The sequence below is a fragment of the Microbacterium sp. CH12i genome (assembly GCF_000685355.1).
In the GTDB taxonomy this organism is placed as follows: Bacteria; Actinomycetota; Actinomycetes; order Actinomycetales; family Microbacteriaceae; genus Microbacterium.
Map to the genome: position 1 here is coordinate 23,693 of NZ_JHET01000016.1, position 25,744 is coordinate 49,436.

Sequence of the window (25,744 nt, forward strand, 5' to 3'; positions counted from 1 at the left end):
TTATGAATTGATTCTATAATCCCGTTACCGACGTCATAGACGCAGGATGGATACCCCCGCAGTTCATCACGCTCGCGACTTCACACCAAGCAAGCACTGGATCCCGTTTACGACCAGGCCGTGGCCGCGATGCTGCTGTGACCCTATGTCCCTCACCTCGGCGGGCCATACGTGTGTACGAGCTGCCACTGCTCATCGTCTGCCTCTCCCGCTGGCACGCACGCGATCGCCGGAGTGCCAGGTTGAACGAGTTCCATGAAGATGCCGAACGCGAAGCGTGCACCGTCTATCTCGCCGAGATCGCTCACAGGGACTGGCGCTGATGAGTTGGGATCTGGTCCGACCGACGCCGAACAGCCACCGAGAGCTCTCCTCGCCGCCGCATAGGGGTCAGCGGAATCCGGAGAGATCGGGGATTGCGGGCGAGCCGCCGCTTCACCACGCGTGTTCCGGGTAACGATGTACACGTCAGCATTCGCTGAATAGACCACAGCACCCCACCTGCAATCGGGATGTTTCACCGCGCTACGAGCACGACCGGCAGAAAGAGACGTGTGAACGATCAGATCGCGAAGGAGGCCACCGCTGCAGCATCCGAGGACTGCGGCTGCGCGCCCACCCCCGCCGAACGAGACGGTCTCTGGAAGCTGAGCCTCAGCCGCCGCGGCGCACTCGGGCTCGGGCTCGGCGCACTCAGCGTCGTCGCTCTGGCTGCCTTCGGCGTCACCTCCGGCATCTCCGCCGCCTATGCCGCCTCTTACCCGAGCTGGGACGATGTCCAGCGCGCGAAGAACAATGAGGCGGCTAAGGCCTCCGAGATCAGCCGCATCGAGGGACTCATCCAGTCCCTGACTCAGAAGGTTGCTGAGACGCAGGCTGCCGCTCAGACGGCGGGCGATGAGTTCTACGAGGCGCAGCAGGCGTACTTCGCCGCAATAACCGAGGCCGAGACGCTGCAGGCGCAAGCAGACGAGCAGGCTGAGATCGCCGATACTGCGGCACGCAAGGCCGGACAGATCGCCGCGCAGCTCTACCGCGATGGCGGCGACGACACCGCACTCCAACTCTTCTTCTCCGGTTCCGCAGCTAACGCCGACGAGCTCCTCTCGCGCCTGGGCACGATGGACAAGTTGCTCGAGTACAACCAGTCGGTCTTCGACGACGCGATCTTGTCCCGCAACACCGCGCAGTCGCTGACTGACCAGGCGAAGGTCGCGCTCGACGAGCGAAACCGACTGCAGCAGGTCGCCGAACAGAAGATGGTCGCAGCCCAGAACGCGGCGGAGGCCGCCCAAGCGGCGCTCGACGAACAAGCAGCGAACCTCGAAACGATGAACGCTCAGCTCGCTGCGCTGAAGGACACCACCACCACGACCGTCGCCTCATACCAGGCTGGTGTCGCCGCTCGCGAGGCGGAGGAGAAAGCCCGCCGCGAACGCGAGGCCGCGGAAGCCGCAGCGAACGGCGGTGGCAACGGCGGCGGCAACGGCGGCGGTGGCGCCGCGGGAACCGGCGGTTGGGTGCGGCCCCACGGCGGCGGCCGCAGCTCGAGCTACGGCCCGCGCACACCGAGCTGCGGCTCACAAGGCTGTTCATCGAGCTACCACTACGGCGCCGACCTGGCCAACGGCTGCGGCGCGGCGATCTACGCCGTGAACTCCGGAACGGTCGACTACGCAGGAGCGAACGGGAACTACGGCAACTACGTTCGCATCCAGCACGGCGGGGGCGTCAGCACCGGGTATGCGCATATCAAGCCCGGAGGCATCATCGTGCGCAGCGGGCAGTGGGTCAACTCCGGTCAGGTCATCGCTTACGCTGGCGACACGGGACGCTCCTTCGGCTGCCACTTGCACTTCGAGGTCTACATCAACGGCGGATACACCAACCCGATCAGATTCATGGAAGAACGAGGCGTCTACATCTGACTCAATCCCACCGGGAGGCTTTCCGGCAGTGCACCCTGGGAACCGACGTTGGGCACGTTCAGCCCGAAGACGACGGCGGCTGCCGTGAGCAGGATGATCGCGACTAGAGTGCGGGAATCACCTTCGTGATGCGCGGCATCAGATACATAGTCAGCAGCCCGACAACCACGAGCGGGTAACCCATCCAGGGCACGTCGAACAGCTGCGGGAGCTGCGAGATAAAGATCAAGATCGCCAGCGCGTTGACGAACCCGACCATCACGCTGCGGGGGATGAAGCGCATGAGCTTCGCGACGCCGAGCGCGGCGAGCACAATCTGGATGAGCCCACCGAGCAGCACGGTGACGATGAAGTAGTCCAAGCCGTACTCGCGGGCCACGGGTGCGACGACGAGCGCGATGGCACCCGTCGCGGCGGTGATCATCGCCGGGTGCCCGCCGAGGAACGCGATGCAAGAATCATCCCAAGAATCACCCTCCAGGATCGGCCATAATGGAGGAGTGACCACCTCAGCGACCTATGCCCCGGCGGCAAGAACGATCAAGCGCCCGAACCCGGTAGCTGTCGGCACCATTGTGTGGCTCGGCAGCGAGGTGATGTTCTTCGCGGGGCTGTTCGCGATCTACTTCACCCTCCGCAGTACCTCTCCCGAGCTCTGGGCGTCGCGAACGGAACTCTTGAACGTTCCCTTCGCCGCAGTCAACACCGCCATCCTGGTGTTGTCCTCTGTGACCTGCCAGATGGGCGTGTTCGCGGCGGAAGACCTGCAGCCCTACCGCATCAAGAAGGGGCAGGTGAACGGCGCAGGCCGTCGGCGCCTGTTCGGCTGGGGAATGGTCGAGTGGTTCTGGCTCACCTTCGCACTCGGCGCAATCTTCGTCTCCGGCCAGGTCTGGGAGTACGCCCAACTCGTCACCGAGGGCATGCCGATCCAGGCTGACGCCTATGCCTCGGCCTTCTACATAACGACGGGCTTCCACGCCCTCCACGTCACCGGCGGGATCGTCGCGTTCCTGCTCATCATGGGACGTGCGTTCGCAGTCAAGAACTTCACGCATAAAGAGGCGACATCCTCGATCGTGGTGTCCTATTACTGGCACTTCGTCGACGTCGTCTGGATCGTGCTGTTCTTCGTCATCTACTTCCTGAAATAAGAGCGGCGCTGAGCGGAGCGGGACTCCTCATCACCGGGGGCATCTACGCCGGTGCGTCCGCGGCGATCGCCGCAACCGATACCCAGACGACGGCGAGCACTCAGCTCACCATCGACGACGGCGAGAAGCTGTTCCAGGCGAACTGCGCCACCTGTCACGGTCTCGACCTGCAGGGGACCGCCAATGGTCCGAGCCTGTACGGCGTCGGAGAGCTGTCGGTGGAGTTCCGGCGGGCCACTGGCCGCATGCCATTGCAGATGCAGGGCCCACAGGCTCCGCAGAAGGCGCCGCAATTCACCCGCGCCGGCCACGACGATGACGACGTCGAACTGGTGTAGTGCACACCGTCGCGGACCACGGAATCCTGAGTTTCGGTAGTCGCTCCTTGTTGCTCTCTTCTCAGTTTCCGACGACGCCCAGGGCCGCGCACTGATCCCACAGCACGCTCGACTCGTTCACGCCGAGGCAGGGGTCGAAGGTGAAGACGACCAGGGTGCCGAGCACGATCAACAGTCCGGCTGCGAGGACGATTGCTCCCACCAGTGCTTTTCGCACCTTGTCGTTGGTCACATAGTCATTGATGATCGTGCGCATGCCGTTGCCGCCGTGGATGAAGGCGAGCCACAGCATCAGAACGTCCCACCACTGCCAGAAAGGCGTGGCGAACTTGCCGGCGACGAACGCGAAGTCGAGGGCGTTGATGCCTTCACCCACCAACAGGTTGACGAAGAGGTGTCCGAAGATCAGAACGATCAGCACGACACCAGAGCCGCGCATGAACAGCCAGCCCCACTTCTCGAAGTTGACCCCACGGCGACGGCGTGCCGGTACAGCGACGGTCTGCGCAGACATCACTCACCCCCTCCGAACCCAGCGAACGCGAGCATGAGATGACGCGGGGCGAAACCGGCCATCAGCACGACCCACACCGCGAGGACACCCCAGAACAGCTGCTTCTGAAAGCGCGCGCCCTTCGGCCAGAAGTCGATCAGGATGATGCGCAGGCCGTTCATGGCGTGGAGGATGATCGCCGCGACCAGCACGACCTCTCCGAGTGCCATGATCGGGTTCTTGTAGGTGCCGATCACGGCGTTATACGCCTCGGGCGAGACCCGGATGAGTGCCGTGTCGAGCACATGCACCAGAAGGAAGAAGAAGATGGCGACTCCGGTGATGCGATGAAGCACCCATGACCACATGCCTTCGCGTCCCCGATAGAGGGTGCCACGCGGCGTCTTTGACGTGGTCTCCGAAATCGACGGTGTCAAGCGAGTGCCTGCGGACACGGTCGTCCTCCCTGATCGATGCGAGGTCGGTGGCACATGCTGTTCTGAGCTGACCGCAGAGGTGCCCGATCGTGTCCCATCCTATTCCTGTTCAAACGCTGTGAGCGACGAAGGCAACCGAAGTGCCTCGACAACAAGTGTCTCGACGTCGAGATTCTTTCGCGGGCTACGCTGAGGGCATGACTGAGCCGCTCGATGACTTCTACGCCGTGATCCCTGCCGGGGGTATCGGCAGCCGCCTGTGGCCCCTCTCGAGGGCGGATGTACCGAAGTTCCTGCACGACACCGGCTCAGGCAACTCGCTCCTGCGCGACACCTGGGATCGCCTGGAGCCGCTCACCGGACCCGATCGAATCTCGGTCGTCACTGGACGCGCACCGCGCCGCCGTCGAAGCGGAGCTTCCCAGCATCCCTGACAGAACGTGTTCCTCGAATCCGAGACTCGCGACTCGGCTTCGGCCATCGGTCTGGCTGCCGCGATTTTGCACTGACGCAACCCGGATGATCGGCGGCTTCGAGTACTGGGCACGCGAGGGATACCCGGTCGCAGACGCCGACGGCATCCATCGGCGTCCCATCGATCCGCCTGCCGGAGTCCCCCGGGTGCGCACGCGCGCATCCTACGGAGAGGGGACTCGCTTAGCCGCTATCCGTCAACGTTGGCGACCAGCTGCGGCCCCCGACGGGAGCGTGACGGCGAACTGCGACCTCTGCCGGGCCCGACCGTGGCGGCGTGCCCAAGCAACGAGAAGGGCCCCTGGAACGATCCAGGGGCCCTCTGACGTACAGAAAGAACTCAGCGGGCGAAGTTGCCCCGGTAGTACTCGTAGACCCACCCCACGATGCGATGCCGAAGATCGCGACGCCGATCGGCAGCAAGAATTGTCCGACGGCCATGCCGACGAGGAATATCGCCGCGGAACCTGCGAGCACGATCGGCCACCAGGACCAGGGGCTGAACTCACCAAGCTCAGGGTCACCGTCGTCGACGTCCGCCGTCAGGATGTCTTCAGGAAGCTCGCCACCCTGCGCCTGGTGTGTGCGCTGCAGGTAGATAGCCACCATCGCGAACATGAACATAGTGAACGTGAGCGCAACGGTTCCTACCCACTCGACCCGGTTGACCGGCGGCAGGTCGGGGTGCGCCACGATATTCCAGATCGTATACGCGGCAGCGACCACGGCGAAGAAGACGGCGAGGACCCACCAGAGAACAACATTTGACCGCATGGCTTACTTCGCCTCTCCGCTGGCAACGGCGGCTGCCGGTTCGGGGGCTGCAACGGGATGCTCAGCAGCCTCGGGGTGGTTCAGATCGAACGCAGGACGCTCACTGCGAATACGCGGGATCGACGTGAAGTTGTGACGCGGCGGCGGGGAGCTGGTCGCCCATTCGAGCGAACCACCGTAGCCCCACGGGTCATTGAGCATGACCTTGGGCGCCTTGCGCGCCGTGATCCAGACGTTCAGGAAGAACGGCAACATCGAAGCACCGAGGATGACCGCGCCGATCGTCGACACCTGGTTGCCCCAGGTCCAACCGTCAGCCTCCGAGTAGTCCGCATAGCGACGCACCATGCCATCCACACCCAACCAGTGCTGAATGAGGAACGTCATGTGGAAGCCGACGAACAGCATCCAGAAATGCACATAGCCGAGCCGCTCGTTCAGCATCCGCCCCGTCCACTTTGGCCACCAGAAATAGAAGCCAGCGAACATCGCGAACACGACAGTTCCGAACACCACGTAGTGGAAGTGCGCGACAACGAAGTACGAATCACTGAGGGCGAAGTCCAACGGTGGGGCCGCGAGGATGACACCCGTCAGACCGCCGAAGACGAACGAGACCAGGAAGCCGAGCGAGAACACCATCGGAGTCTCGAAGGTCACAGACCCTCGCCAGAGTGTTCCAATCCAGTTGAAGATCTTCACACCGGTCGGCACCGCGATGAGCATCGTCATCAACGCGAAGAACGGCAGCAGCACCGAACCCGTGACATACATATGGTGGGCCCACACTGCGACAGAGAGAGCCGCGATAGCGATCGTTGCGTAGATCAGCGTCTTGTAGCCGAAGATCGGCTTGCGGCTAAACACCGGGAAGATCTCCGAGACGATGCCGAAGAACGGCAGCGCGATGATGTACACCTCGGGGTGACCGAAGAACCAGAACAGGTGCTGCCAGAGCAACACACCACCGTTGGCCGGATCGAAGATGTGAGCACCCAGGATTCGGTCCGCGGCGGCGGCGAAGATCGCGGCGGCGAGCACCGGGAACGCCATCAGGATCAGAAGGCTCGTGACCAGCGTGTTCCAGGAGAAGATCGACATGCGCCACATCGTCATACCCGGAGCGCGCATAGTGATGATCGTGGTGATGAAGTTCACCGCACCGAGAATGGTTCCGAACCCAGACAGGCCGAGTCCCACCATCCACAGGTTCCCACCCGCACCCGGCGTGAAGGTCGCGCTGGCGAGCGGCTGATAGGCGAACCACCCGAACGACGCCGCTCCCGAAGGGGTGAGGAAGCCGGCGACCGCCATGATCGACCCGAACAGGAACAGATAGAACGAGAAGGCGTTCAGACGCGGGAACACGACGTCAGGTGCACCGATCTGCAACGGCATGATCGCGTTCGCGAACCCGAAGAACAGCGGCGTCGCGAACATCAGCAACATGATCGTGCCGTGCATGGTGAACAGCTGGTTGTACTGCTCTTTGGTGGGGACGATCTGCATCCCTGGGGCGAACAGCTCCGCGCGGATGACGAGAGCCATCACACCGCCGAGGAGGAAGAAGAGCATCGAGGCGATCAGGTACATGTACCCGATCGTCTTGTGATCAGTGGAGGTGATCCACTTGACGATGATGTTGCCCTTTTGCTCGGTGCGCGAGGTGCTCATCAGAGCGGCCTGGCGGGCCGGCATCGCGGTGGGGCGAGCGTCAGCGGTCTCGCTGGGCCTCTCAGTGGTGGTTGACATAAGGCTTATTCTTCCTCGTCCTCGGAGTCATTCCCAGACGGGCACTGGTACCCCGGGGAAGTTGCTGGGGCGTCGTACGCGTCAGTAATGTCACCGGTGTTGCCCTCGTCGCGAAGCGACTTGACGTTACTCATCGTACTCGTCCTGTTCGACTGCCTTGACGTTGAAGAGCATCATCGAGTGATACTCGCCGCAGAGCTCAGCGCACTTACCGTCGTACTCGCCGACACGGGTCGGGATGAAGGACCAGGAATTGTCTTCCCGATGTACATGTCCTTGTTGTAGAGGAAGTCGATGATCCAGAACGAGTGGATGACGTCACGGGACTGAAGGCTGATGTGCACCTTCTGGTCGACCGGGAGCCAGCGTCGGCAGCTTCTCCGTGTCGACGTTGCCGTTCGCGTCGGGCTGAGCCTGAACGCCCATGGTCCAGACAGCATCGTCGAGATCGTCATCCTCGCCTGCGTACATGAAATCGAAGGCCCACTGCTTGCCGATCGCGGTGATCTCGACATCGGCGTCGCCGCCGCACTGCGTCTCGATCTCAGCCTGGTCGCGCGCAGTAAAGAAGAACATGCCCATGCGGTGAATCGGGATGCCCCGACAGGCACGTCACCAATCTGTCGCAACAGATACGAAACCCCACCGATGTGATCCTCGTAACCATGCGTCAAGAACACCCCGAGAATGTCACCAGCACATGGGCCTACTTCTGGATGATGAACGCGGCCTTCGGATCCGGATCAACTACGGCTTGAAGTTACAATCAAGTTTTTGAGGGCGAGACCGGCGACGGGTATCAGGCCTGCGTTCGTGTGCGTGCTGCGCGGAGCCCGTTGAGGATGACGATAACTTCGGCGATCTCGTGGACGAGGACGACAGCGGCGAGACCGAGTACACCGGTGATCGCGAGCGGGAGCAGCGCGGCGATGATCAGCAGCGACAGAATAATGTTTTGGTTGATGATGACGCGGCCCCGGCGAGCATGCGCGAGAGCTTGCGGAATGAGTCGCATGTCGTGACCGGTAAAAGCCACGTCAGCTGACTCGATCGCAGCATCGGATCCGGTCGCACCCATCGCGATACCGATGTCCGCGGCTGCGAGAGCAGGGGCGTCGTTGATGCCATCACCGATCATCGCGTCGTGCGTGTGCGGGACAGCTCCGCGACAACGATGGCCTTTTCCTCGGGGCGCTGCTCGGCACGCACGTCCTGAATGCCAGCCTTGGCTGCGAGAGCGCGGGCGGTGCGGGTGTTGTCGCCGGTAAGCATCGTGACGCCGATGCCACCCTTCTCGAGGGTGCGGATCACTTCGGGCACTTCGGGGCGCAGTTCGTCGCGCACGCCGATCGCGCCAGCGATGGCACCGTCCCGGTGCACGATCACAACGGTCATTCCCTCGTTTTCGAGTGTCTCGACCTCGTCCGTAAGGGCTCCGGCGTCCAGCCATCGGGGGCTGCCGACGGTGATGGTCGCGTCGCCGATACGGCCGGTGATGCCGCGCCCGGCGGTCTCGGTGACCTCCTCGGCTGCGGCGGCGGTCGGGACGGCGGCGGTGATCGCGGCGGCGAGCGGGTGGGTGCTGTGCTGTTCCACCGCGGCCGCCCAGGCGAGCACCTGCTCATGGTTGGCGTCACCGATGGTGGCGACCTGGGTGACGGTGGGCTGGTTACGGGTGAGGGTGCCGGTTTTGTCTACGGCGAGGTGGCGGATACCTCCGAGCCGTTCGAACGCGGCCCCGGACTTGATCACGACACCGAACTTGCTCGCCGACCCAACGCCAGCGACGACTGTGAGAGGCACGGCGATCGCCAGCGCACACGGGGACGCTGCGACGAGGACGACTAGGGCGCGAGTGATCCACAGTTCCGGATCGCCGAACAGGGATCCGATCACGGCGACAAGGACGGCGAGGATCATCACCCCGGGCACCAGCGGACGGGCGATTCGGTCCGCGAGCCGTGCCCGGTGGCCTTTCTCAGCCTGCGCCCGCTCGACGAGCTCCACGATCGTGGTCAGGGAGTTGTCTGTCCCAGCGGCGGTTGCCTCTATTACGAGGGACCCGGACGTGTTGATCGATCCGGCTGAGACTTGATCACCGGGTGCGGCGTCGACGGGGATTGATTCGCCGGTGATCGCGGAGGTGTCCAGGCTGCTGCGACCCTCACTGATCACGCCGTCCGTCGCGACGCGTTCTCCGGGGCGCACGACCAGCAGGTCCCCGACGTGGAGCTCTTTCGCCTGCACTTCGACGGTGGTGCCTTCGCGGCGGATGGTGGCGGTCTCGGGAACGAGCTTGAGCAGCGCGCGCAGCCCGGAGCGGGCACGGTCCATTGCCTTGTCTTCTAGCGCCTCCGCGATGGAGTACAGGAACGCCAGCGCTGCGGCTTCTTCGACGTAGCCGAGGATCACCGCGCCGGTGGCGCTGATAGTCATCAGCAGCCCGATACCGAGCTTGCCCTTCGTGAACAGCTTCACCAGTGCCCCGGGCACGAAGGTGTATGCGCCCAACAGCAGACCGGCCCAGAACAGCATCAGCGTCGGGATCTCCGCGCCGGACCACTCGCAGATCAGCCCGGCGAGGAATGCGATGCCGGAGAAGATCGGGATCAGTACTTCTCGATCTTTCCACCACGGCCCATCGTCATCGTCATCTTCGTCGAGAGCCGCGCCCTTGACCTGGGAGCCGGTGATCGCGCTCATGCCTTCATCTCTGGAGTGCAGCAGCCCGCGACCTGGCAGGCCGGGTCGATGCAGGGTGCGTCTTCGTCGACGGCGAGGGTCACGTCGACCAGCGCGGTTAGCGCTTGTGCCAGGTGTGGATCAGAGATCTCGTATCGTGTCTGCCGTCCCTCTGGCTCGGCGACGACGATCCCGCAATCGCGCAGACAGGTGAGATGGTTCGACACATTCGACCGTGTCAACTCCAGATCACGCGCCAGCTCGGCCGGATACGCCGGTCTTTCCAGCAGGGTCATCAGAATCCGCGACCGGGTCGGGTCGGCCATCGCCCGCCCCAGGCGATTCATCACATCAAGACGCGAAGTAAGAGTCAGCACACACTGACTATACATTGTTCGCTGTACTAATGCGTGGGCGGATCCACCGTGGCACCAGCGCGACCATGACGACCATCACCACGAGTTCCACCAGGGTTTGAGTCACCACGACCAGCGGGGTCAACGCGAACGACGCCGGTAGGGCGAGCGCGAGCGGGAGCACGACGAGAGAATTCCGTGTGGCACCGCTGAACGTGACAGCTCGACGACCGGGGACATCCAGACGGTAACGCGCCCGAGGAGCGCGCCGAGTGGGGTGACGATGAGTGCGAAGGCGACGAAGACCGGAACCGCGATCATCAGCTGGCCGAGGGCACCGCTCACGCCGAACACTTGTGAGCCGACGACCACGGCGAGAGTGAGCATCATGAGCGGGACCATCGCCGCGAGCATCGTGCCCTCGATCGCACGTGCGATGCGGAACCGCTTGGCCAGCAGCTGTGTGATGGCAGCGAGAACGAGTGGCAGCGCGATCAGCAGCACAAATGCCTCCACGAAGGGATGTGGGTCAAACGCCCCAACGACCTCAGCGCCGGCCATCAACCAGAGATAGAGCGGGAGCAGCAAGATCTGCAGGAGCATCAGCAGCGGTGTGGCAGCGAGAAGTCGAGCGCGGTCACCACCAGCCAGCCCCGTGAAAACGATGACGTAATCCACACAAGGGGTCAACAGCACGAATAAGACCCCGAGTAGGACTGCTTGATTACCCGCCACGAGACGGCTCAGCCCGAACACAACGATCGGCACGACGACGAAGTTCAGGACAAGCACCACACCGAGGAAGCGCCGGTCAGTGAAGGCCCGCCCCATTGCTGTGAACGGCACCCCAAGGAACGTCGCAAACAGCAGCACACCGAGCGTCGGGTTAATCGCCAACTCGAGCGGTCGTGCCAACCCAGGTACCAGCAGGCCAACCACCGCGCCCGCCACGATAGCCAACAGGTAGAGCGCCACCTGACGTCGCTCCCACCACTTCACTAGGTCTCTCACAACCACAACCTTGCCGCGATGTTCAAACTCATCCCAAATCAAAGCGGATAGAACGGACCGAAGCGCCATCCCGCGCGGAGCGCGGAAACCGCCACTTCCAGCGGAACGTACATCCAATATGCAGTTGCTTTGCAATGTGTTGTGGAGTTTGCAAATTCCATTGAGGGCCTTCACTTCGTGTGTACCCAATGTCGAAGACATCAGTTATATTGTAAATGTCAGGTTCACAACTAACTAGGAGATTGAAATGATCACCATCACCCACAACCACGAAGCCGGAACGCTCATCGAAGGCACCGCGAAAGGCGACGGCACCGCCGAAGTCCTCAAGCGCTGCGGATGGCGATGGGGCCGCAGCGTCAGCACCTGGTACGTCCCGAACAGCAGAGATCGCCACGCGAAAATGCACACGATCAACCACACTTCAGCACAGCTGGAAGCATCAGGATTCGAGATCTCCATCGACGTCGACGACACCGCCCGCACCACAGCCGAAGTTGAGGCCGCAAAGATCGAACGCCAGCAAGACCGCGTCGCCGCCCTCCAAACCAAAGCAGAGCGCCGCGGCAACGCCGCAGAGGCCGCACACCAGGAATTCCGCCACCGGCTAGACCAGCTGCCCCCCATGGGCGAGCCAGTGAAGATCGGACACCACTCAGAAGGACGCCACCGTGCAGCCATCAAACACGCCGACACCGCCTTCAACCGCGTCCACACCACCCACGAGGCAGCCGCACACGCTGAAGCCGCCGCGACGATCGCAGCAACGACAACGGCATCTCGGTACAACGTCCGAACAGTCGCCAACCGAATCGAAAAGATCGCCGCCGCGATCCGCAGCTTCCAACGAGACCTGGACGGCTACATCGCCCACCGAGGATCCCCCTACGCCGAACAGATCGCACCAGTCGCCGTGCGCGCTCATGCGGAGATGCTGACTTATTGGGCGTTGGCGGCGGCCCACGGGCTGGGCAATGTGCTGTTGCGGCTCCTTTGGCTGAACGTGACAGCGCGCCCTGTCATTGACAAGGCGTACCCAAAATCGGGCACCTTTCCACCATTCTCTGAGAGCCGCGATGCCTGGCACCAGTCGGCCCAACCCTCATCAAAAACGCGAGAAAGGCGACGAACACCGCATCATCACCTACGGCCGCTGCCATCGTTGACGCCCTGGACTCGTTGACAACGAATCCGCGATGGGATCGCCTTATGGCGCTGCGTGGTGTGAACTTTCACCAGTGGCGCCCTCAGAGCGTTGGCGGGGGCACGCCGAAGCAGTCCATGACGACGAAGGACCCGGCTGGTCGGAACATGATCACCGTAGGCACCAACCCGACAAACGTCGCTCCAGACCACAAAGCCACGATCGCGGACGCAGACGCCGGCCTTGATGCTCTCGTTGAAGCTGCCGAAGTCCTGGACTCGAATCTGCACGCAGGCATCAATGAGCTGATTGGCGTGCAGCTCTTCAAGACTTAACCGGATGGCGTGACGTGGGGTTCGGGTACGGTCTCGGCATGGACAAGCGCAGATCGATTCCCTATCCCATCGCTTCGGTGGGTGCACCGCGGGAGAAGGCGCTGCAGGCCCTGCAGGCATGTGGCTGGTCAGTGCAACGACGCCCATGGTTCTTCGTTCTGGTAGTCGTGACGTTGACACCGTTCGCATTCGTTACGGGGTGGCTCGTGACGTTCTGGTCGCGAACTGGAGCATTCTCGGGCTTGCCATGGTGGATCTTCGCCCTGATCTGCCTGCTCCTCGTCGTCGTGGCCATTCCCCTGGGATTCGTTGTCTTCGCAACGATGGCTCCCGGGTGGGTCAAATACGCAACGAAGGACGCCCGGTTCGGGATCCAAGTGAAATCACGAGGATGGTACGCCGGTGATCATGTCTCACGCCCCGGAACCAAGGATGCTGGCCGCGAGATCCGCCTGCTCGTGCGAGACGATCTCATAACTGTGGCCGATGAACACCGAGTTGTTATCTGGGCCCATACGACGTCAGCAACCCTCGCTCGACGCTACATAGAAGACATTCCCGGCCTCAGAATCGCCAGTCGCGGACGCCGCGGTCGCATCCTCCTAGTTCGTCCTCCACGACCCGTTGCGCTCGTCGAAGGGTCAGCTCAGGTGGATCGATCAATGACGATGTGACGACGGCTCACGCGGAGTATTCCGCCCAGAGCTCTTCGTCAGTAGAGGAATCGATACGCGAACGCCTAAAGCTTGGTCAGCGGCGTTGACGTTTCTTGCCCCAGAAGGCACGGACAGCCATAGTAACCGCTTCGTCATTGGTGAGGCGATCGCCGCGAGCTGCCGCCTCGTTGCGAGCCTGAGCGATGTAGTCCAAGACATCGGGAGGCAACCGGAAGCTCGCGGGCTTCTTGTCCACGCGCTGGACGTTGTACGGGCCGCGCTTCTTGCCAGTTGGCGGAGCTGTTGCCGCCGGTGCGGGGTCGCTGATCGGGTCGACGGGATCCACGCCCTCATCGGCGGCTGGGCGAGGGGCACGTTTGAGGGACGTAGGGCGTTCGGTCTTGCCGTCGCCAGCTGATCCAGCCTTAGCCATAGTGAATCCCTCCCTTCACGATCGTCATGATTGGTTTCCCCCGCGCCGCGTCGTCGTGACTTTGCGGCGTCCAGCTGTGCACGCTGCTGCTGCCGCTGCTTCTCGGCATCCGTGAGCACGCGAGTGCGTCGTGTGCGGTCCCTGGCCGACTCGCGGTGGTACGACTCGGTCTTTGGCACCTGAACGACATTGAGGGTGACGCCGGTGATCGGGACGCTTGTTGTGTCGAGGTTGATATACCTGTTCCCGGCTTCACCAGCGAGCCAAGTGAGGGTGTCACCGCCTGATTCCTTGATGCGCTTCAGCATCGTCGAAGCGTTGTACGTGTTGACTTCCATCTGCCGGCCATTGCCGAACGTGACTCGGGCGGTGATCTGCTTCTGCTTATCTCCGGCCTGCCCCTTCGCTGCGTTTCGGATCAGTGAGACGAGCTGCTCACTCGCGACGGTGCGGCCCTTTGCTGTCTTGCCCTTCGGGATGCGCGCCTCGATGATCCGCCCGCCTTCGGACATGAATGACGTCGAAATCTGCGCTCGGCCACCCTGCTTATCGCCGGTGTAGCGCCCGCCGGGATCGTCGGGGATAACGCTCTTGTTCTCTCCGTCGGTTCTCTTCCCGCGGATCGGCATCAGCGAACCGTCCTTGAGACGGCGGCGCGGTGGAATCTTGGTAGCGCGGCCCGTGTTCGTAATCTCTTCGAGCGTGTCGCGGTAGAGGGCCCCGCTGGTCTCACCGTTCAGGATCTTGCGCACCATTCGAGGGGAACGGTGAAGCTCGGCCGCGAGCTCGGCGGTGGTGATGCCCCGGCCCCGGAGGATCCGGACTAGGTCTTGTGCGCTGCGCTTCTCGTCAGCCATCACTCCACCTCGCTATCGGCGAGCGCTTCGGTGAGTCCGGATCGCTCAGCGCGAGTTTTCAGAGCGGCACGTTGCTTGAGAGTTTCAGGAGTTTGGAAAGACCCGCGTGTGTATCCCTGCAGGCGAAGACGTCCTGTCTTACCGTCGTCGCCGCCACCACTGTCAACGGGCAGCGACCAGACCGGCAGCGATGTTGTGAACACGGCGTCACCCTGGATGCCGATGAGAGTACTGGGATCGAGGCGGAGCGCCCCGGAGGTGCCGTTTCCGAGGGCGCTAGGGCCGTGGAGCACGCGAGCGCGAGCCCGACCCCAGACCTGAGCGGCGAGTTCCGGGTGGTAGAAGCTCGACGTCCTCGAGTTCGGGTTCGACGGCAACCGGTAGATGAAGAGCTTTCCCTGACGGGTAGCGGTGTTCTGATACTCGCGAGGGATCTGGTCAGCGCTTTCTGCGACACGGGTCTCATCGCGCCCACCAGCGGCGAATGCTCCGATGGAGTGCAGCACGATCGAGCGAAGCGCAGCCATGACCGCCTGCCGAATCGTCGGGTTCAGGTCGCGATTCTCGGCGACCTTGGCACGGGCGCGTGTCATCCGGTCGGTGAATGTATCGAGGGGGCGGGCCTTGGTGAAGACGATCGCCTCGTGCGGGATGATCTGCCAGCCGAAGGCGCGGGCGACGTGGATCTCTGACCCATCGGCCCAGGTGTCGGCTGTGGCGCCGGGGCGGTTGGGGTAGTACCAGCCTTCTTCGACGCGTTGGTGTTTCACCGCGAGGAGGCCGACGTGGTTCCAGTCCGCCGGAACTGTGAAGCGTACGTGGAATCGTGCGCGGGCGTATGGATCCTGCTCGAGCAGCTCGTATGCAGCCTCACGGTTCAGTCGACGTGCGGGCCCGATGCCAAGCTCGCGGCCGACCCCGGCGTACATGAAGCGGCCATCCACGTAGGCAAACTCGCCGATCTTCTTCTGCTTGGCGGGGTCGATCAAGGGCACGCAATCCTCGTGCCTGCTGAAGTTCGCACCTGCGACGAGGTGGTCGTAGTGGTGCTGGCCGCTGGTCGCGTGGATCTCGTCGGCGATGTCGGGGTCGACGGGAACGGGGTTGATCGTCTTCGGCAGCGAGAGAGCCCAAAGGTTCGTGCCGGTCGCTGCGGGGCTGTTGAAGAGACGAGCGCGCTCGTCTGCAGCACGGATGATTGCCGCTGTGGTGTCCCAGGCTTCGCGAGCTTGGGCGGGGGTCAGTGGGGAGTCATCGAACCATTCTTCGACGGTGCGGACTTCGATCTTGAAGCCTGTGCTCTCGTGCTCGAACCGCCCTGTGGGAGGGTCGCTGATCCAATGAGATCCTGGCTTCCAGCGCGGCGTCTGAACGTACAACCAGTGCCTCACTCCCGGCAGTGGCTCGGGTCGTTTTCCGGAGAGCATGATCCGGTTCGCACCGTATGACGCAGCGGTGTCGAGCAGATCGGTGAGGTTGGGGTTCTTCCGGCGCTCGCCGATAACGGGGCGGACGGGTGCGCCAGCCTGGGTGACGCCACGACCGGTGGTCTGGTCGACCCAGATGGTGGGGATGTCCTTGGGAGTCCACGGCTTGGGTCGGTAGTCGATCTCGTTCATTGCTGGGCCTCCTCTCGAATCATCCTAGAAGTTATATTAGGGAAGAAATAATGAAAAATGCAAGCACATTTCACCTGAAGTGTTCGCTTTCGTCTGATTAGGAAGCCAAACGATGATTGCGATCGCGGTGAGAGCTGAGCGCTTTCGCAACGCCTCGCTCTGTCATCCCGAGCAGCTGCGCAACCTCACGGAGCGTGAGTGGTGGCGTCTGGGAGCGTGCTTCTTCGATCAGCTCGTCGCGCCGATCGATCAGCTCTTCCTTTTTTGCGAGTTCCACGGCTACTGCCTGGAGCTCCTGGCGGATCTCGTCGACATTGGAGTGGGTCATAGGAACGAGGTTACGGAACCGAGTTCCCATTCGGGTCAAGATCGCGGCGTGTCGGCCACGAGCGTAACTCTGCCCCTTGTCCCCTCTGACGTTATATTCGTGAACATGAGCGACCAGGAGCTTCTCGACAGTGCACAAGTGGCGGCGCGACTTTCCGTGACCATCGGGACCGTCTACAAACTTCGCACCGAGGACGAGGCTTTCCCGAGTCCGGTCCGCTACCAGGGGCGCTCCCCTCTCTACTCCCCTGCGGCGATCGACACCTTCATTGCGCAGCGCTCGACACGCGAGCCCTCCGCGCGGGGCCGGCGTCCGCGCCTGACCCTTCCGGACTCCGTCGACAAGGATCAGTTCTCCGAACGGCTCCGTGACCGCATCGCGGCGGGTGCTGGCACCCCGAGCGTGACCACCCAGGCCGATCTGATCTCCATCCTGGGGCTGAACAGCGTCACCTTCGGTCAGCGCATGCGAGGTCGAACCCGGTGGAAAGACGCGGAGCTCTCGGTAATCGCGGATCGGCTGGACTTGGACGTCACCGATGCCAACGCCGCCCTCAACGCCGCACGAGCTGCCAAGCAGTAAGTTCTCTGTCACATCTATAAGGGGTTCAATCCCTGCTCAGAAACCGACATATTCGGGCGGAGTCAACGCGAATCTCCACTGCTCGCGGATCGCCGACTACCGGAGCGAGGATCTCCTCAGTGGTTCACGCTTTCCGCCAGCTCCCGGAGCCGTTGGTCGTTGAGCGCACGATCGACGATGAGCCCTTCGGTGATGCGCTCATGTGCGACGGCATGCTGTGTCAGCAATAGCTCTGCTTCGGTGCGTGTGGACTCAATCAGAGCTTCGACGGTAAGAGGGCCAGCGTGGCGCTCTGGTCGCTGCCCCGTGGCGATGATGGTCATCATCCGAAGCTGTTGGAGTTCCATGTCGCTCATAGAGCCTTGATCGAAATGCCCGGCACGGTGATCGGCAACCTGCCCGGCAAAGCCGAACACCAACGCATCGAAGGATTGCTCGTGCATGGTGAGATCTTCGTCAGGTTCATAGGTCACTCGCCCGCCCCGGTCCCCCACGGCGTGAATATCAGCGGTAACGGCAGTCATCCCCAACACGATCGCTGCGACTGCATGTGCAGCCTCGTGTCGAGCGAACCTCTCCAGCTCGGGACCAACGGGAGGATCAGCGGTTCTCGCAGCAAACGCACCAGTAGCAATGGGCCGTGGGTGCACCGCGTAATGCCGGGGGCCAAATACGAGCCGGCAGACGAACCAGAACATGGATATGGCCATGACCAGCACAGCACCGTGCTTCAGCGCAGCCTCGGGTTGCGTCATCACCAGGGTCCAGAGCGGCTCGAGCAGTTCGATGATGCTTTCGGTGTTGAACATCAGCACCAAGCAGCCCCCAACGATCACGACGAACCGCGAGACAACACCCATCCTGAGCCCTCTCATTTTCGCGATTCCCGCGCCCGGAACTGGACCCAAGGGATGGCGATCAGCACTCCGATTCCCGCCATACCCAACGTGGCGATGCAGGCAATCGCGAAGAAGACCCAGGCGCCAGCGATAAGCCAGCTGGGGTCGACCAAGGTATCCGCCCAGATGCCGACATGAGCAGTCGCCCAGACGAGAAACGCTACCCAGAGGCCGATAAGGATGAGGCCCTTCCATGCACCACTTGCTCGCTCATCCCCTATGAGCTGATCTTCGGGCTCGATGCGCTTGATATACATCATTATTCGGCCCCACACGTGGTGAGATTCTGGACGAGGGCGTCCCGGTCGGCGACGGTGACAGACAGTCCCCAGGTGTCGACTATCTGCGTGTACTTCAAGACGTATGGGCAGCGATACCAGGTCGCGGGGAGCCAATCCGAGGGCCCGGCGTCTTGCTTGGATTGATTTGCGATGCCGTCGACGGCGATGACGTTGCCGAGGTCGTTGGCGAACTGCAGCCGGCGATCATCGGTCCAAGCCCACGCACCGCCCACGTGCGCAGCTTTGAGACTGACGATGTGCTCTCCCTGCACCCCTTGGCTCCCCGGGTTGCCGGGTTCAGCGACCCGGTCATGCTGAAAGACAATGTCGCCGCCGGTGTAGGGATCATTCACAAGCACGCCGCTCAGGACCGTGCATCCGTTGTCATCAAGAACGACATCGACGAGATCTCTGGCCAACACATCGTCTCGTTGCCGGCAACCATTCCCATCTATGTCAGCCCAGGCGGTGCCGAATGAGTCCCGTTGATACTGCGGAACCGGCGCGTTGGTGTCGTCAACGATGACTGGCAGCGCAGCAGCCTCCACCGCCGCCTCTGCGTAGGAAGCAACCTGATCAGGATCAGCCGGCGCCGGTTCGATCGGCATAGCCGTAGGAGCAGCGGTCGCAGACTCGTGGTTTGCCAGGGCCTGGACATCGGGGAAATTGGCTGTCATAGCTATGACGAAGCCAATGAGGGCGGCGCACGCGCCGGCAGCGCTCTTGATTTTCGTAGAGCTGCGCATCAGGGGATCCTCCGAACAGTGAGAGTGATGGCGAGTGAGGCGAGGCGCTCTCTCATGGCCAGATGAATTCGGCTGGCGTCGGTAAAGGGCCATCGGGATTCCGGATCTCGTACTGCGCGTCCTCGATCATGCCGGTGTAGGCAAGCGCGAAAGCTCCTGGATCACTCGCTCCAGCACCGACCGCGAAGGCGTGAGCATCCGACCACGCGATCCCCGCGAACGAATGATCGTCCGGGAAACCAGACGTAGGCTCCTCGATCGCTTCCGCGACCGCATCGCCCCATTCCCTGCTGCGCTCGATGTCATCGGAGTACTCGACACCTGCTTTGGTCTCGAAGATTTCCACTGCACGCTCATGCTGTTCAGGACTCATTCCGTGCCTCCGTCGTTCGAGTAGCCCGCTCGAGAAAATCGAAGCGGAGCATCGATGTTGCGACGTGCCACTGGCCAGAATCGAGCAGCTCGAAGGCCACGTCGTCGGGTCTTGTGCCCTTTACGCGCTGCGCCATGGTCCGGAGCTCGTCAGCGAGGATGAACAGGGCTGAACTGGCCGTGGTGTCATCGAATTCAGCCGCGCGTGCGGCCTGACGATCAGCACTAGCTGCAAGGTCGATAAGCGTTTCGTACAAGATCGTCAGTGGGCTCTCTACTATCGGGATGGTCATCTGATACTCATTCCTGGCCGGGCTGTGGCTTCGGAGCCCAGGAACCTCTCGAAGGTCTCTTGCATGCGCTCGGTCAACGGCTGCCCAACAACGCGCGAGCAGACAAGCCGAAAGAGGCGGAAGCTCCAACTCACGCGAACGTGAACCCCACATGTCGCGGTCATCTTCTTGGAGAGCTCAGCGGCAGTTTCATCCATCAGCTGCGTCCTTTCGCGTGGCGGAGCATGGTCCAGGTGATCGGCGTTTCTGGACTGAGTTCGTAGAGACGGCTGTAGTGCACCCAAGCGCGATATGCCCGCGAGCACGTGAGATGTTCTCGGCTCCCGTAATTGGGGCAGCCACCACGGCTCTTGCAGCCGGTTTTGAAGCCGGCTGCAGAGCCGTGCACGGCCTGCTCGAGGACATCTAATGTCTTGCTCATCAAGCGGCCGTTTTCGCAGCAGAGCGGAGCCGGGTGACATGCCTGGCAGTGATGCCGACGAACGGGACGATCTCACTGGTGCTCCACCCGAACTCGGGCGCTCTGGCGATGACGATCGCGCGTTCCGCATCGGACAGATGGACGCGCTCGCCGCGCAGCGCAAGTTCCACGGCGATCTCATCGACCAGGTCAGGTTCTGCATCAGTATCTGAGGGCCCGTCGTCCAGGTCGATGTCGTCCCATGTCAGCGCGGGGAGCCACCCTTTCGCTTCGGCGCGTTGTAGTGCGTGGGTGCGGGCAACGCGCTCTCCAAACGTCGTTGCCGGGGCGTCTTTGTCCCAGAGCTCCTCATAGAGATCCGCGATGGCGCGATGCGTCTCTGCGGAGACCCGGCCGCTGATGAGTACGAAATCCAAGCGTTTCCGGTCATAGGAGGTTCGTCGAGCCAGCACGGAGATTGCCCATCCGCGTGTCCCGAGCGCCTGCAGACGACGTCGGGCTCCTCGCGAGTCCACCCAGTGCCCGTCTGGGACAGTGCTTAGGTCCGCGGTGATTGCGAGGATCTTCTCGGCGGTGGCCGCGTAGACCATCGGAGCGCGGAAACGCTTGGTCCCGTGCCTACCCCGCATGATTCGAACCAGGGTCGACTTATCAATGCCAGCAGCCGCGGCTATCGCCGCTGGTCTCATGCCGGCCATCGCGAGCTCTCCGATGTGTTCCTGGACAGGGCGTGCTGAGATGAGCGATCCTGTCGGGCGGCCGTACGCGACGAGCTTCTTGTACTCATAGCAACGGCGACGGTTGGCATCCCGGCAAACCAGGCAAGCGCAGCTGTGGCTGCGGTAACAGGTCGGCGTCTCGCCGTGCTTGTGGTCCTCGGGGCAAATGTGGGTGCGCATGGCCACCTCCAATGATTATATTCCCGAATATAACTTATTACGAAGGCGTCGTAAAGCTCCTTCACCGATAAGGGGTGCGCCCTCGTGACGGAAACCGACAAGTTCGCCTTGAGATCGCGACACGCAGTGATGAATGCTGCCTTTTTAGAGGCAGCTAAGACGCCTCTCTGCGGCACAATGGGGAGATGCCCCGACTGGTCGCCGCGCCTTCAGATATGCCGGTGAATGCCGCGCGCGCTCAACGGGTAATAGCCGCTACCACGCGTACCGAGGTCCTTCACTATCTGCTGAATCAGCCAAGCTCGACGATCAACGAGATCATTGCCGGCAGTGGGTTCGGCCGCGAGACTGTCCGCGCAGCTCTTGAAGAACTCGAGCAGACCTACGTGTCGGGGTCCCTCGAGCGAGGGAAGCGCCGCGGCCGGCACGTCACTTTCACCGTCGACCGGTCCACTCTGGCATCAGATCTCGGCGCGCTGACGGCGTATCTCCTCGGATAGTGGCAGATCTTCCAATGTCCCTCTCTCGTGCCAGGGTTGGGAGCATGTCAGAGCTGATCCCCAACGACTACGCTTCAACACTCGACGAGCTCAAACGGCAGGTGTTGGCTGCGCGGTACCAGGCGCAACGGAAGGTCAACACCGAACTATTGGTTCTGTGGTGGAAGATCGGCCGCACAATTCTGGACCGGCAGAAGCACCAGAAGTGGGGATCAGGAGTGCTGGGCCAGCTGGCCGACGGTCTGCGGGCAGAGTTCCCGTCAATGAAGGGATTCTCTCGATCGAATCTTTCGTATATGCGAGCGTTCGCTGCCGCATGGCCAGATCAGGATTCAATTGTCCAACGACCCGTTGGACAATTGCCGTGGGGTCACGTCACCGAGCTTCTCAACAAGCTCGACGATCAAGATCTGCGGGACTGGTACGCCGCGAAGGACGCTGCTCACGGGTGGAGTCGAGCTGTGCTCGCCCATCAGATCACTACACGCCTGCACGAACGTGAGGGGGCGGCTCAGACGAACTTCTCCGGGGCACTCGAAACTCCGGATTCAGAGCTGGCGCAGCAGCTCACGAAAGATCCGTACACGCTCGATTTCTTGGCTCTCGATGGTGACGCGAGTGAGCGCGACCTGGAAGACCGTCTGATCGCACGCATCATCGAGACGCTCCGCGAGCTCGGTCCTGGATTCGCCTTCGTTGGCAGGCAAGTTCATTTGGATATCGACGGAGATGACTTCTATATCGATTTGTTGTTCTTCCACGTCGAGCAGCTGCGGTACGTCGTCATCGAGTTGAAGACGACCGTCTTCGACCCGCGCGATGCTGGCCAGTTGGGTTTCTATGTCGCCGTCGTCGACGACCAGATCCGCAACCATGACAAGCACGCCCCCACTGTGGGGATCCTCCTCGTCGCCAGCAAGAATGAGTCTGTGGTCCGGTACGCTCTCGCTTCCTCTCAACATCCCGTCGCCGTCAGCCGGTATGAGCTTGCCGAAGAGGCACAAGCTGCGCTCCCCGATGAGCAAGCCATGCTGGACGCCTTCGCGCGTGAGCTCGAGCAAACCGAGGCCAAGACTGACGTGGAGGGTTAGCCATGGAGGTTGCGAGGAACGACGCCGGAGATCTCATCACGATCGACATGATTCGTGGGCTGGCCACGGTCCCTGTCTTGTGGTGTCCGGGTGAGCTGCCTGATGGCAGTGAGTGTGGGGCAAAGGTTCACGTGAAGGCGCTTAACAGCAAGGTCATGGCGGCGCATTTCGCGGCGCAGCATGAGCCCCAGTGCGATCGCACCTCCGAGCGTTCAGACGATCAACCCGGAGATCAGGGCCATCCGTTCGCACAAGGGTTACGCCCCGTCAGGTGGCGACTTCGCCTGGGTGAGTCTGGAGCCTCCCAGGGTCCTGACGGTCGTCGCCGCCCCGATGACACCGATGCAGGCACGAGGACTCGTCGACGTCGCGCCGATTCGTCGCACGGGATCGAAGACACTGCAGATGACAGATCCTTCTCCACCCTCTTGATGAACATCCTCGCCGGCAAGATCCCACCCAGCCTCGAAGTCGTTATCGGTGCACGTCCCCCGGAACCAGCTTCCTCGATCATCACCGATGCGCCGTCTGCGCATGCGAAGACGTTTACGGACCGAGACGTTATCTTGTGGGGCAAGGTCCGTCAGGTGAAGACGAGTAGCTACGGCAGCCTGATCCTCAAACTTGAGGATGCCGCCGACGACGTCGCCATTCTCGTCGACAAGGCCAACATGCACCGGCTCGGCATCGACGCGAGCACCCAACTAGTCGGGCGCCACGTCATCGCCTACGGGAAATACACGGTCCCCGACACTGGCCGGCCACACCTGCGGGTAGAGCGCGATGCGCTTGCGTTCAACCCGCGGCTACGCAGGCCGCGACGGAGCTAGACGCCCCCGGCTCCTACACCGGCATAAATGCGGAGTCGATCTGCAGCATGCTCACCATGAGCACGAGGCTGGCAATCGCGAGTGACATCCCATGAGGGTGCTTCCGCGGCCGGTGACGAACATTGCGGCCGATCACACGAAGGGCGCTGATCGCGAAGGCAAGGGGCACCAAGTAGATGGTGAAGATGCCCGTGATTGGCACGATAGTCAGCGCGAGAGCAACAGCAAATTTCATGTCCCCGAATCCGCAGCTCCCCGTGAGCGCCAACACGAAGTAGACCGCACCGACGATACCCACGATGGCAGCCGCTGAGAGAGCGAGAGACGGACTCCCTTGCCAGATTGACACTCCGATGACCTGGGATGCCCCAAAGGCTGCCAGGAGCGCTGTGAGGCGGTTCGGGAGCGTGTATGTGTGCTCATCGACGGCAGCGAGGCGGAGCGCGATGAGTGCCCCAATCCCGTAGAGCACCCAGCCGTACGCCGGCCAGCTGATTCTGGGCACCAGGTCGACGACCAGCGCGCCGAGGATCGCTCCGGCAAGTGCGAGCGTCCACGCCCCTCTGGAGCGCCGCAGGGGGGTAATTGCGGGCTCCAGAGGTGTCGTGGACAGAGAGGTCATCGTGCTGCCAACCAGGGAGCTTGGCGTGAGCGTCGTCAATCAGCTGTTGCGTCGCGTCGTCGATATCGACGTCGGTGCCGATGACCTCGTACATGGCGTCGATGATCTTGTTGAAGGCGTCGACGTCGCCGTTGGACATTGCTGTCTCGATCTCGAGTCGCCAGCCTGCCTCATTGAGCGGGTCGGCAGATTGTGCGATACGGGCAGCGAAACGGGCATCGTCGAGCCTCCCGGTGCGAAGCGCCCGGTGCGTGAGCTCGTCGGCAGCGTCGAGAATTGCGGCGCGCATAGTCTCCTCGATCGGGCCACGCCAGGCCCACCAGCCGCGGCGTCGGGAGACGCCATCGAATGGCTGGCCGCGAACGAGGCGGATCGCTTGGATCAGGTTCTCGCTGAGCGTCGTGCTCAGGTCGGGGCCAATGAGGTCGCAGAAGTCATGCCAGTCGGTGCGCACATGTGGATACATCGAGAAGCCGACACTGCTGCGCTCGGGAGGTAGCGGCTTGCCATCAGGGTCATGACCGAGGACGAGACGGATCTGCTTTGCGAGCTGGCGAGCGTTGTTGTTGTCCGAAGAGAACGTGTCCGGCCAGAGCTTCTTCTGAACGAGAGCACCCGGGACGGATGCGGTGTTCTGAAGCAGCAGGAAGGCAAGGAACTCGATACCGCGACCGGGGAGTGCGTCCTGGTCTGCGACGTTGAGTGCGTCGACCGGGCCAAGGATCCTGATATACGGGGCAGGCCAGTCAGGCACCTTGGCGGCCGCAGCCTCCTCGACAAGGTGCTCTCCAGTCTCTTCGACGTCTGCGACCGCAACCGTCTCTGCAATCTCTTCGTCTTCAGCAGGTGCAACATCAACAGCCGCAGGAGAGTCAGCACTTGTCATGTCATCGTCGCTCACCTCGTCGACGACCGGAGCAGCCTCAGTGTGCGGATGCTCTTCCTCGAGGTCAACCGGCTGCGCGTCGAGAGTCGTGGTCGAGAACAGCGAACGCACGAGCTCGAGCTCGTCACCACCAAGAATCTGCGGACGGAACGGCAGAGGGAGCAGAGCACCACCGCTGCGGTACTCGGCTTCCTCCTTTGAGGTGACAACGACGGTTGCGCCGGCCACAAGTGCATCGCCCTGAGCAATCGTCGCGATTCCGAGGCGCGGCATCCGCGCAACCAGCTCAGCCAGATCATCACGGAGGGATCCGATTGGAGTTTCCGCGAGGATCACAATGTGAGGAGCCCACGATTCCATGTCTGTCGCCCGCGATCGCGCCTCGAGCACGCCGCCGACACCATACGAATTCAGCGCATCACGACGGTCCTCAAGATCGGCGCGGAGGTTCCTCACCAGCGCCGACACATCAGCGACCTGGTGGATGCGGAACCGATCGAGATCTCTGGCGAGTGCATCGTCTAGACCGACCGTGGTCACCTGGATCTGAT

27 protein-coding genes and 6 pseudogenes are annotated in these 25,744 nt (G+C 62.4%); 12 read left to right on the top strand and 21 right to left on the bottom strand.

Annotated features, from left to right (window positions below; genetic code table 11):
* The first annotated feature begins 554 nt into the window (after positions 1 to 554).
* A complete protein-coding gene (locus DC31_RS16200; protein ID WP_051607195.1) occupies positions 555 to 1,928 on the top strand; it encodes a M23 family metallopeptidase in 1,374 nt (457 codons plus the stop codon).
* An 11-nt stretch (positions 1,929 to 1,939) separates the two neighbouring features.
* Here DC31_RS16200 and DC31_RS16205 read toward each other — a convergent pair.
* A pseudogene (locus tag DC31_RS16205) lies at positions 1,940 to 2,379 on the bottom strand (SulP family inorganic anion transporter); the annotation flags it as partial.
* On the opposite strand from DC31_RS16205, the gene ctaE reads away from it, so the two are divergent.
* A complete protein-coding gene (gene ctaE, locus DC31_RS16210; protein ID WP_051607197.1) occupies positions 2,378 to 3,082 on the top strand; it encodes an aa3-type cytochrome oxidase subunit III in 705 nt (234 codons plus the stop codon). The pseudogene DC31_RS16205 and the gene ctaE overlap by 2 nt on opposite strands.
* 110 nt (positions 3,083 to 3,192) lie before the next feature.
* Positions 3,193 to 3,318 (top strand): annotated as a pseudogene (locus DC31_RS20665) (c-type cytochrome); the annotation flags it as partial.
* Between the two features lie 163 nt (positions 3,319 to 3,481).
* On the opposite strand, the gene sdhD reads toward DC31_RS20665, so the two are convergent.
* Both sdhD and sdhC read right to left on the bottom strand, forming a co-directional pair.
* Positions 3,482 to 3,934: a succinate dehydrogenase, hydrophobic membrane anchor protein gene (gene sdhD / locus DC31_RS16220; RefSeq protein WP_036282036.1), complete on the bottom strand. Its 453-nt coding sequence runs from the start codon at positions 3,932 to 3,934 to the stop codon at positions 3,482 to 3,484.
* Complete coding sequence (sdhC, locus tag DC31_RS16225; RefSeq protein ID WP_081813929.1) at positions 3,934 to 4,368, bottom strand: succinate dehydrogenase, cytochrome b556 subunit; 435 nt, start codon at positions 4,366 to 4,368, stop codon at positions 3,934 to 3,936. The genes sdhD and sdhC overlap by 1 nt, the downstream gene beginning before the upstream one ends.
* Before the next feature lie 179 nt (positions 4,369 to 4,547).
* On the opposite strand from sdhC, the pseudogene DC31_RS16230 reads away from it, so the two are divergent.
* Positions 4,548 to 4,856 (top strand): annotated as a pseudogene (locus tag DC31_RS16230) (sugar phosphate nucleotidyltransferase); the annotation flags it as partial.
* A gap of 308 nt (positions 4,857 to 5,164) precedes the next feature.
* Here DC31_RS16230 and ctaF read toward each other — a convergent pair.
* The 7 genes and pseudogenes from ctaF to DC31_RS16260 form a co-directional block, all read right to left on the bottom strand.
* Positions 5,165 to 5,598 (bottom strand): annotated as a pseudogene (ctaF, locus tag DC31_RS16235) (aa3-type cytochrome oxidase subunit IV).
* A gap of 3 nt (positions 5,599 to 5,601) precedes the next feature.
* Positions 5,602 to 7,350, bottom strand: a complete 1,749-nt coding sequence (gene ctaD / locus DC31_RS16240) for an aa3-type cytochrome oxidase subunit I (protein WP_051607199.1) — start codon at positions 7,348 to 7,350, stop codon at positions 5,602 to 5,604.
* A 126-nt stretch (positions 7,351 to 7,476) separates the two neighbouring features.
* Positions 7,477 to 7,653 (bottom strand): hypothetical protein, encoded by a 177-nt coding sequence (locus DC31_RS20670; RefSeq protein WP_442921917.1) that lies wholly within the window; start codon positions 7,651 to 7,653, stop codon positions 7,477 to 7,479.
* Positions 7,654 to 7,668: 15 nt separating this feature from the next.
* Positions 7,669 to 7,932 (bottom strand): hypothetical protein, encoded by a 264-nt coding sequence (locus DC31_RS20675; RefSeq protein ID WP_442921916.1) that lies wholly within the window; start codon positions 7,930 to 7,932, stop codon positions 7,669 to 7,671.
* A gap of 217 nt (positions 7,933 to 8,149) precedes the next feature.
* Positions 8,150 to 10,053: pseudogene (locus DC31_RS16250) on the bottom strand (heavy metal translocating P-type ATPase).
* Positions 10,050 to 10,409 (bottom strand): Cd(II)/Pb(II)-sensing metalloregulatory transcriptional regulator CmtR, encoded by a 360-nt coding sequence (gene cmtR, locus DC31_RS16255; protein ID WP_036282042.1) that lies wholly within the window; start codon positions 10,407 to 10,409, stop codon positions 10,050 to 10,052. Before cmtR ends, DC31_RS16250 begins: the two are co-directional and overlap by 4 nt.
* A 7-nt stretch (positions 10,410 to 10,416) precedes the next feature.
* A pseudogene (locus DC31_RS16260) lies at positions 10,417 to 11,399 on the bottom strand (arsenic resistance protein).
* A 247-nt stretch (positions 11,400 to 11,646) separates the two neighbouring features.
* Here DC31_RS16260 and DC31_RS16265 point away from each other — a divergent pair.
* From DC31_RS16265 to DC31_RS16275, 3 genes are all read left to right on the top strand, one after another.
* A complete protein-coding gene (locus tag DC31_RS16265; protein ID WP_051607201.1) occupies positions 11,647 to 12,582 on the top strand; it encodes a DUF3560 domain-containing protein in 936 nt (311 codons plus the stop codon).
* Positions 12,583 to 12,680: 98 nt separating this feature from the next.
* Positions 12,681 to 12,878, top strand: a complete 198-nt coding sequence (locus DC31_RS16270; protein ID WP_152545467.1) for a hypothetical protein — start codon at positions 12,681 to 12,683, stop codon at positions 12,876 to 12,878.
* A 38-nt stretch (positions 12,879 to 12,916) separates the two neighbouring features.
* Positions 12,917 to 13,552, top strand: a complete 636-nt coding sequence (locus tag DC31_RS16275) for a hypothetical protein (RefSeq protein WP_152545468.1) — start codon at positions 12,917 to 12,919, stop codon at positions 13,550 to 13,552.
* Here DC31_RS16275 and DC31_RS19780 read toward each other — a convergent pair.
* The 3 genes from DC31_RS19780 to DC31_RS18280 all read right to left on the bottom strand — a co-directional run bounded on the left by DC31_RS19780 (position 13,538) and on the right by DC31_RS18280 (position 16,771).
* Positions 13,538 to 14,824, bottom strand: a complete 1,287-nt coding sequence (locus tag DC31_RS19780; RefSeq protein WP_235201576.1) for a hypothetical protein — start codon at positions 14,822 to 14,824, stop codon at positions 13,538 to 13,540. The genes DC31_RS16275 and DC31_RS19780 overlap by 15 nt on opposite strands.
* A complete protein-coding gene (locus DC31_RS16285) occupies positions 14,824 to 16,443 on the bottom strand; it encodes a hypothetical protein (protein ID WP_036282051.1) in 1,620 nt (539 codons plus the stop codon). The genes DC31_RS19780 and DC31_RS16285 overlap by 1 nt, the downstream gene beginning before the upstream one ends.
* A 97-nt stretch (positions 16,444 to 16,540) precedes the next feature.
* On the bottom strand, positions 16,541 to 16,771 hold the full coding sequence (locus DC31_RS18280) for a hypothetical protein (protein WP_152545469.1): 231 nt from the start codon (positions 16,769 to 16,771) through the stop codon (positions 16,541 to 16,543).
* 105 nt (positions 16,772 to 16,876) lie between these two features.
* Between DC31_RS18280 and DC31_RS16290 the strand changes: the two genes are divergently transcribed.
* A complete protein-coding gene (locus tag DC31_RS16290) occupies positions 16,877 to 17,353 on the top strand; it encodes a helix-turn-helix transcriptional regulator (RefSeq protein WP_036282197.1) in 477 nt (158 codons plus the stop codon).
* Positions 17,354 to 17,469: 116 nt separating this feature from the next.
* On the opposite strand, the gene DC31_RS16295 is transcribed toward DC31_RS16290, so the two are convergent.
* The 6 genes from DC31_RS16295 to DC31_RS16325 all read right to left on the bottom strand — a co-directional run bounded on the left by DC31_RS16295 (position 17,470) and on the right by DC31_RS16325 (position 21,264).
* Entirely contained in the window at positions 17,470 to 18,213 is a 744-nt protein-coding gene (locus DC31_RS16295) for a hypothetical protein (protein ID WP_036282054.1), read from the bottom strand.
* A gap of 11 nt (positions 18,214 to 18,224) precedes the next feature.
* Positions 18,225 to 18,512 (bottom strand): hypothetical protein, encoded by a 288-nt coding sequence (locus tag DC31_RS16300; protein ID WP_036282057.1) that lies wholly within the window; start codon positions 18,510 to 18,512, stop codon positions 18,225 to 18,227.
* Positions 18,512 to 19,279 (bottom strand): HNH endonuclease family protein, encoded by a 768-nt coding sequence (locus DC31_RS16305; RefSeq protein ID WP_036282060.1) that lies wholly within the window; start codon positions 19,277 to 19,279, stop codon positions 18,512 to 18,514. The genes DC31_RS16300 and DC31_RS16305 overlap by 1 nt, the downstream gene beginning before the upstream one ends.
* Positions 19,280 to 19,331: 52 nt before the next feature.
* The gene (locus DC31_RS16310) at positions 19,332 to 19,652 is read right to left on the bottom strand and encodes a hypothetical protein (RefSeq protein ID WP_036282063.1); all 321 of its coding nucleotides are present in this window, start codon (positions 19,650 to 19,652) and stop codon (positions 19,332 to 19,334) included.
* On the bottom strand, positions 19,642 to 19,944 hold the full coding sequence (locus DC31_RS18555; RefSeq protein WP_036282066.1) for a hypothetical protein: 303 nt from the start codon (positions 19,942 to 19,944) through the stop codon (positions 19,642 to 19,644). Before DC31_RS18555 ends, DC31_RS16310 begins: the two co-directional genes overlap by 11 nt.
* Positions 19,945 to 20,364: 420 nt before the next feature.
* Entirely contained in the window at positions 20,365 to 21,264 is a 900-nt protein-coding gene (locus DC31_RS16325) for a hypothetical protein (RefSeq protein WP_036282071.1), read from the bottom strand.
* Positions 21,265 to 21,449: 185 nt separating this feature from the next.
* Here DC31_RS16325 and DC31_RS16330 point away from each other — a divergent pair, with 185 nt between their 5' ends.
* From DC31_RS16330 to DC31_RS18290, 4 genes are all read left to right on the top strand, one after another.
* Positions 21,450 to 21,764 (top strand): hypothetical protein, encoded by a 315-nt coding sequence (locus DC31_RS16330; RefSeq protein WP_152545470.1) that lies wholly within the window; start codon positions 21,450 to 21,452, stop codon positions 21,762 to 21,764.
* 44 nt (positions 21,765 to 21,808) lie between these two features.
* Entirely contained in the window at positions 21,809 to 22,855 is a 1,047-nt protein-coding gene (locus tag DC31_RS16335) for a PDDEXK nuclease domain-containing protein (protein ID WP_036282076.1), read from the top strand.
* Positions 22,856 to 23,035: 180 nt separating this feature from the next.
* Positions 23,036 to 23,287, top strand: coding sequence for a hypothetical protein (locus DC31_RS18285; RefSeq protein WP_152545471.1), 252 nt, complete (start codon positions 23,036 to 23,038; stop codon positions 23,285 to 23,287).
* Entirely contained in the window at positions 23,287 to 23,685 is a 399-nt protein-coding gene (locus tag DC31_RS18290; protein WP_152545472.1) for a hypothetical protein, read from the top strand. Before DC31_RS18285 ends, DC31_RS18290 begins: the two co-directional genes overlap by 1 nt.
* A gap of 13 nt (positions 23,686 to 23,698) precedes the next feature.
* Here the strand turns inward: DC31_RS18290 and DC31_RS16345 are convergent, their stop codons facing one another.
* Together DC31_RS16345 and DC31_RS18560 are read right to left on the bottom strand one after the other, a co-directional pair.
* Positions 23,699 to 24,157 carry a prepilin peptidase gene (locus DC31_RS16345; protein WP_036282084.1) on the bottom strand — a complete coding sequence of 153 codons (459 nt, stop codon included), beginning with the start codon at positions 24,155 to 24,157 and terminating at the stop codon, positions 23,699 to 23,701.
* Entirely contained in the window at positions 24,105 to 25,733 is a 1,629-nt protein-coding gene (locus DC31_RS18560) for an AfsR/SARP family transcriptional regulator (protein WP_160173265.1), read from the bottom strand. Before DC31_RS18560 ends, DC31_RS16345 begins: the two co-directional genes overlap by 53 nt.
* Between the last annotated feature and the right edge of the window lie 11 nt (positions 25,734 to 25,744).

Excerpts from the sequence above, each read along its gene's own strand:
- DC31_RS18290 (WP_152545472.1), top strand. The coding sequence starts at position 23,287 with ATGAACATCCTCGCCGGCAAGATCCCACCCAGCCTCGAAGTCGTTATC.
- DC31_RS18285 (WP_152545471.1), top strand. The coding sequence starts at position 23,036 with ATGAGCCCCAGTGCGATCGCACCTCCGAGCGTTCAGACGATCAACCCG.
- DC31_RS18280 (WP_152545469.1), bottom strand. The coding sequence starts at position 16,771 with ATGACCCACTCCAATGTCGACGAGATCCGCCAGGAGCTCCAGGCAGTA.
- DC31_RS16285 (WP_036282051.1), bottom strand. The coding sequence starts at position 16,443 with ATGAACGAGATCGACTACCGACCCAAGCCGTGGACTCCCAAGGACATC.
- sdhD (WP_036282036.1), bottom strand. The coding sequence starts at position 3,934 with ATGTCTGCGCAGACCGTCGCTGTACCGGCACGCCGTCGCCGTGGGGTC.
- DC31_RS16290 (WP_036282197.1), top strand. The coding sequence starts at position 16,877 with ATGAGCGACCAGGAGCTTCTCGACAGTGCACAAGTGGCGGCGCGACTT.
- DC31_RS16310 (WP_036282063.1), bottom strand. The coding sequence starts at position 19,652 with ATGAGTCCTGAACAGCATGAGCGTGCAGTGGAAATCTTCGAGACCAAA.
- DC31_RS16275 (WP_152545468.1), top strand. The coding sequence starts at position 12,917 with ATGGACAAGCGCAGATCGATTCCCTATCCCATCGCTTCGGTGGGTGCA.
- ctaD (WP_051607199.1), bottom strand. The coding sequence starts at position 7,350 with ATGTCAACCACCACTGAGAGGCCCAGCGAGACCGCTGACGCTCGCCCC.
- DC31_RS20675 (WP_442921916.1), bottom strand. The coding sequence starts at position 7,932 with ATGGGCATGTTCTTCTTTACTGCGCGCGACCAGGCTGAGATCGAGACG.
- DC31_RS16335 (WP_036282076.1), top strand. The coding sequence starts at position 21,809 with ATGTCAGAGCTGATCCCCAACGACTACGCTTCAACACTCGACGAGCTC.
- DC31_RS18555 (WP_036282066.1), bottom strand. The coding sequence starts at position 19,944 with ATGACCATCCCGATAGTAGAGAGCCCACTGACGATCTTGTACGAAACG.
- DC31_RS16300 (WP_036282057.1), bottom strand. The coding sequence starts at position 18,512 with ATGATGTATATCAAGCGCATCGAGCCCGAAGATCAGCTCATAGGGGAT.
- DC31_RS16265 (WP_051607201.1), top strand. The coding sequence starts at position 11,647 with ATGATCACCATCACCCACAACCACGAAGCCGGAACGCTCATCGAAGGC.
- ctaE (WP_051607197.1), top strand. The coding sequence starts at position 2,378 with ATGCAAGAATCATCCCAAGAATCACCCTCCAGGATCGGCCATAATGGA.
- DC31_RS16295 (WP_036282054.1), bottom strand. The coding sequence starts at position 18,213 with ATGGGTGTTGTCTCGCGGTTCGTCGTGATCGTTGGGGGCTGCTTGGTG.
- DC31_RS19780 (WP_235201576.1), bottom strand. The coding sequence starts at position 14,824 with ATGGCTGACGAGAAGCGCAGCGCACAAGACCTAGTCCGGATCCTCCGG.
- DC31_RS16305 (WP_036282060.1), bottom strand. The coding sequence starts at position 19,279 with ATGCGCAGCTCTACGAAAATCAAGAGCGCTGCCGGCGCGTGCGCCGCC.
- DC31_RS16330 (WP_152545470.1), top strand. The coding sequence starts at position 21,450 with ATGCCCCGACTGGTCGCCGCGCCTTCAGATATGCCGGTGAATGCCGCG.
- DC31_RS16270 (WP_152545467.1), top strand. The coding sequence starts at position 12,681 with ATGACGACGAAGGACCCGGCTGGTCGGAACATGATCACCGTAGGCACC.
- DC31_RS16325 (WP_036282071.1), bottom strand. The coding sequence starts at position 21,264 with ATGCGCACCCACATTTGCCCCGAGGACCACAAGCACGGCGAGACGCCG.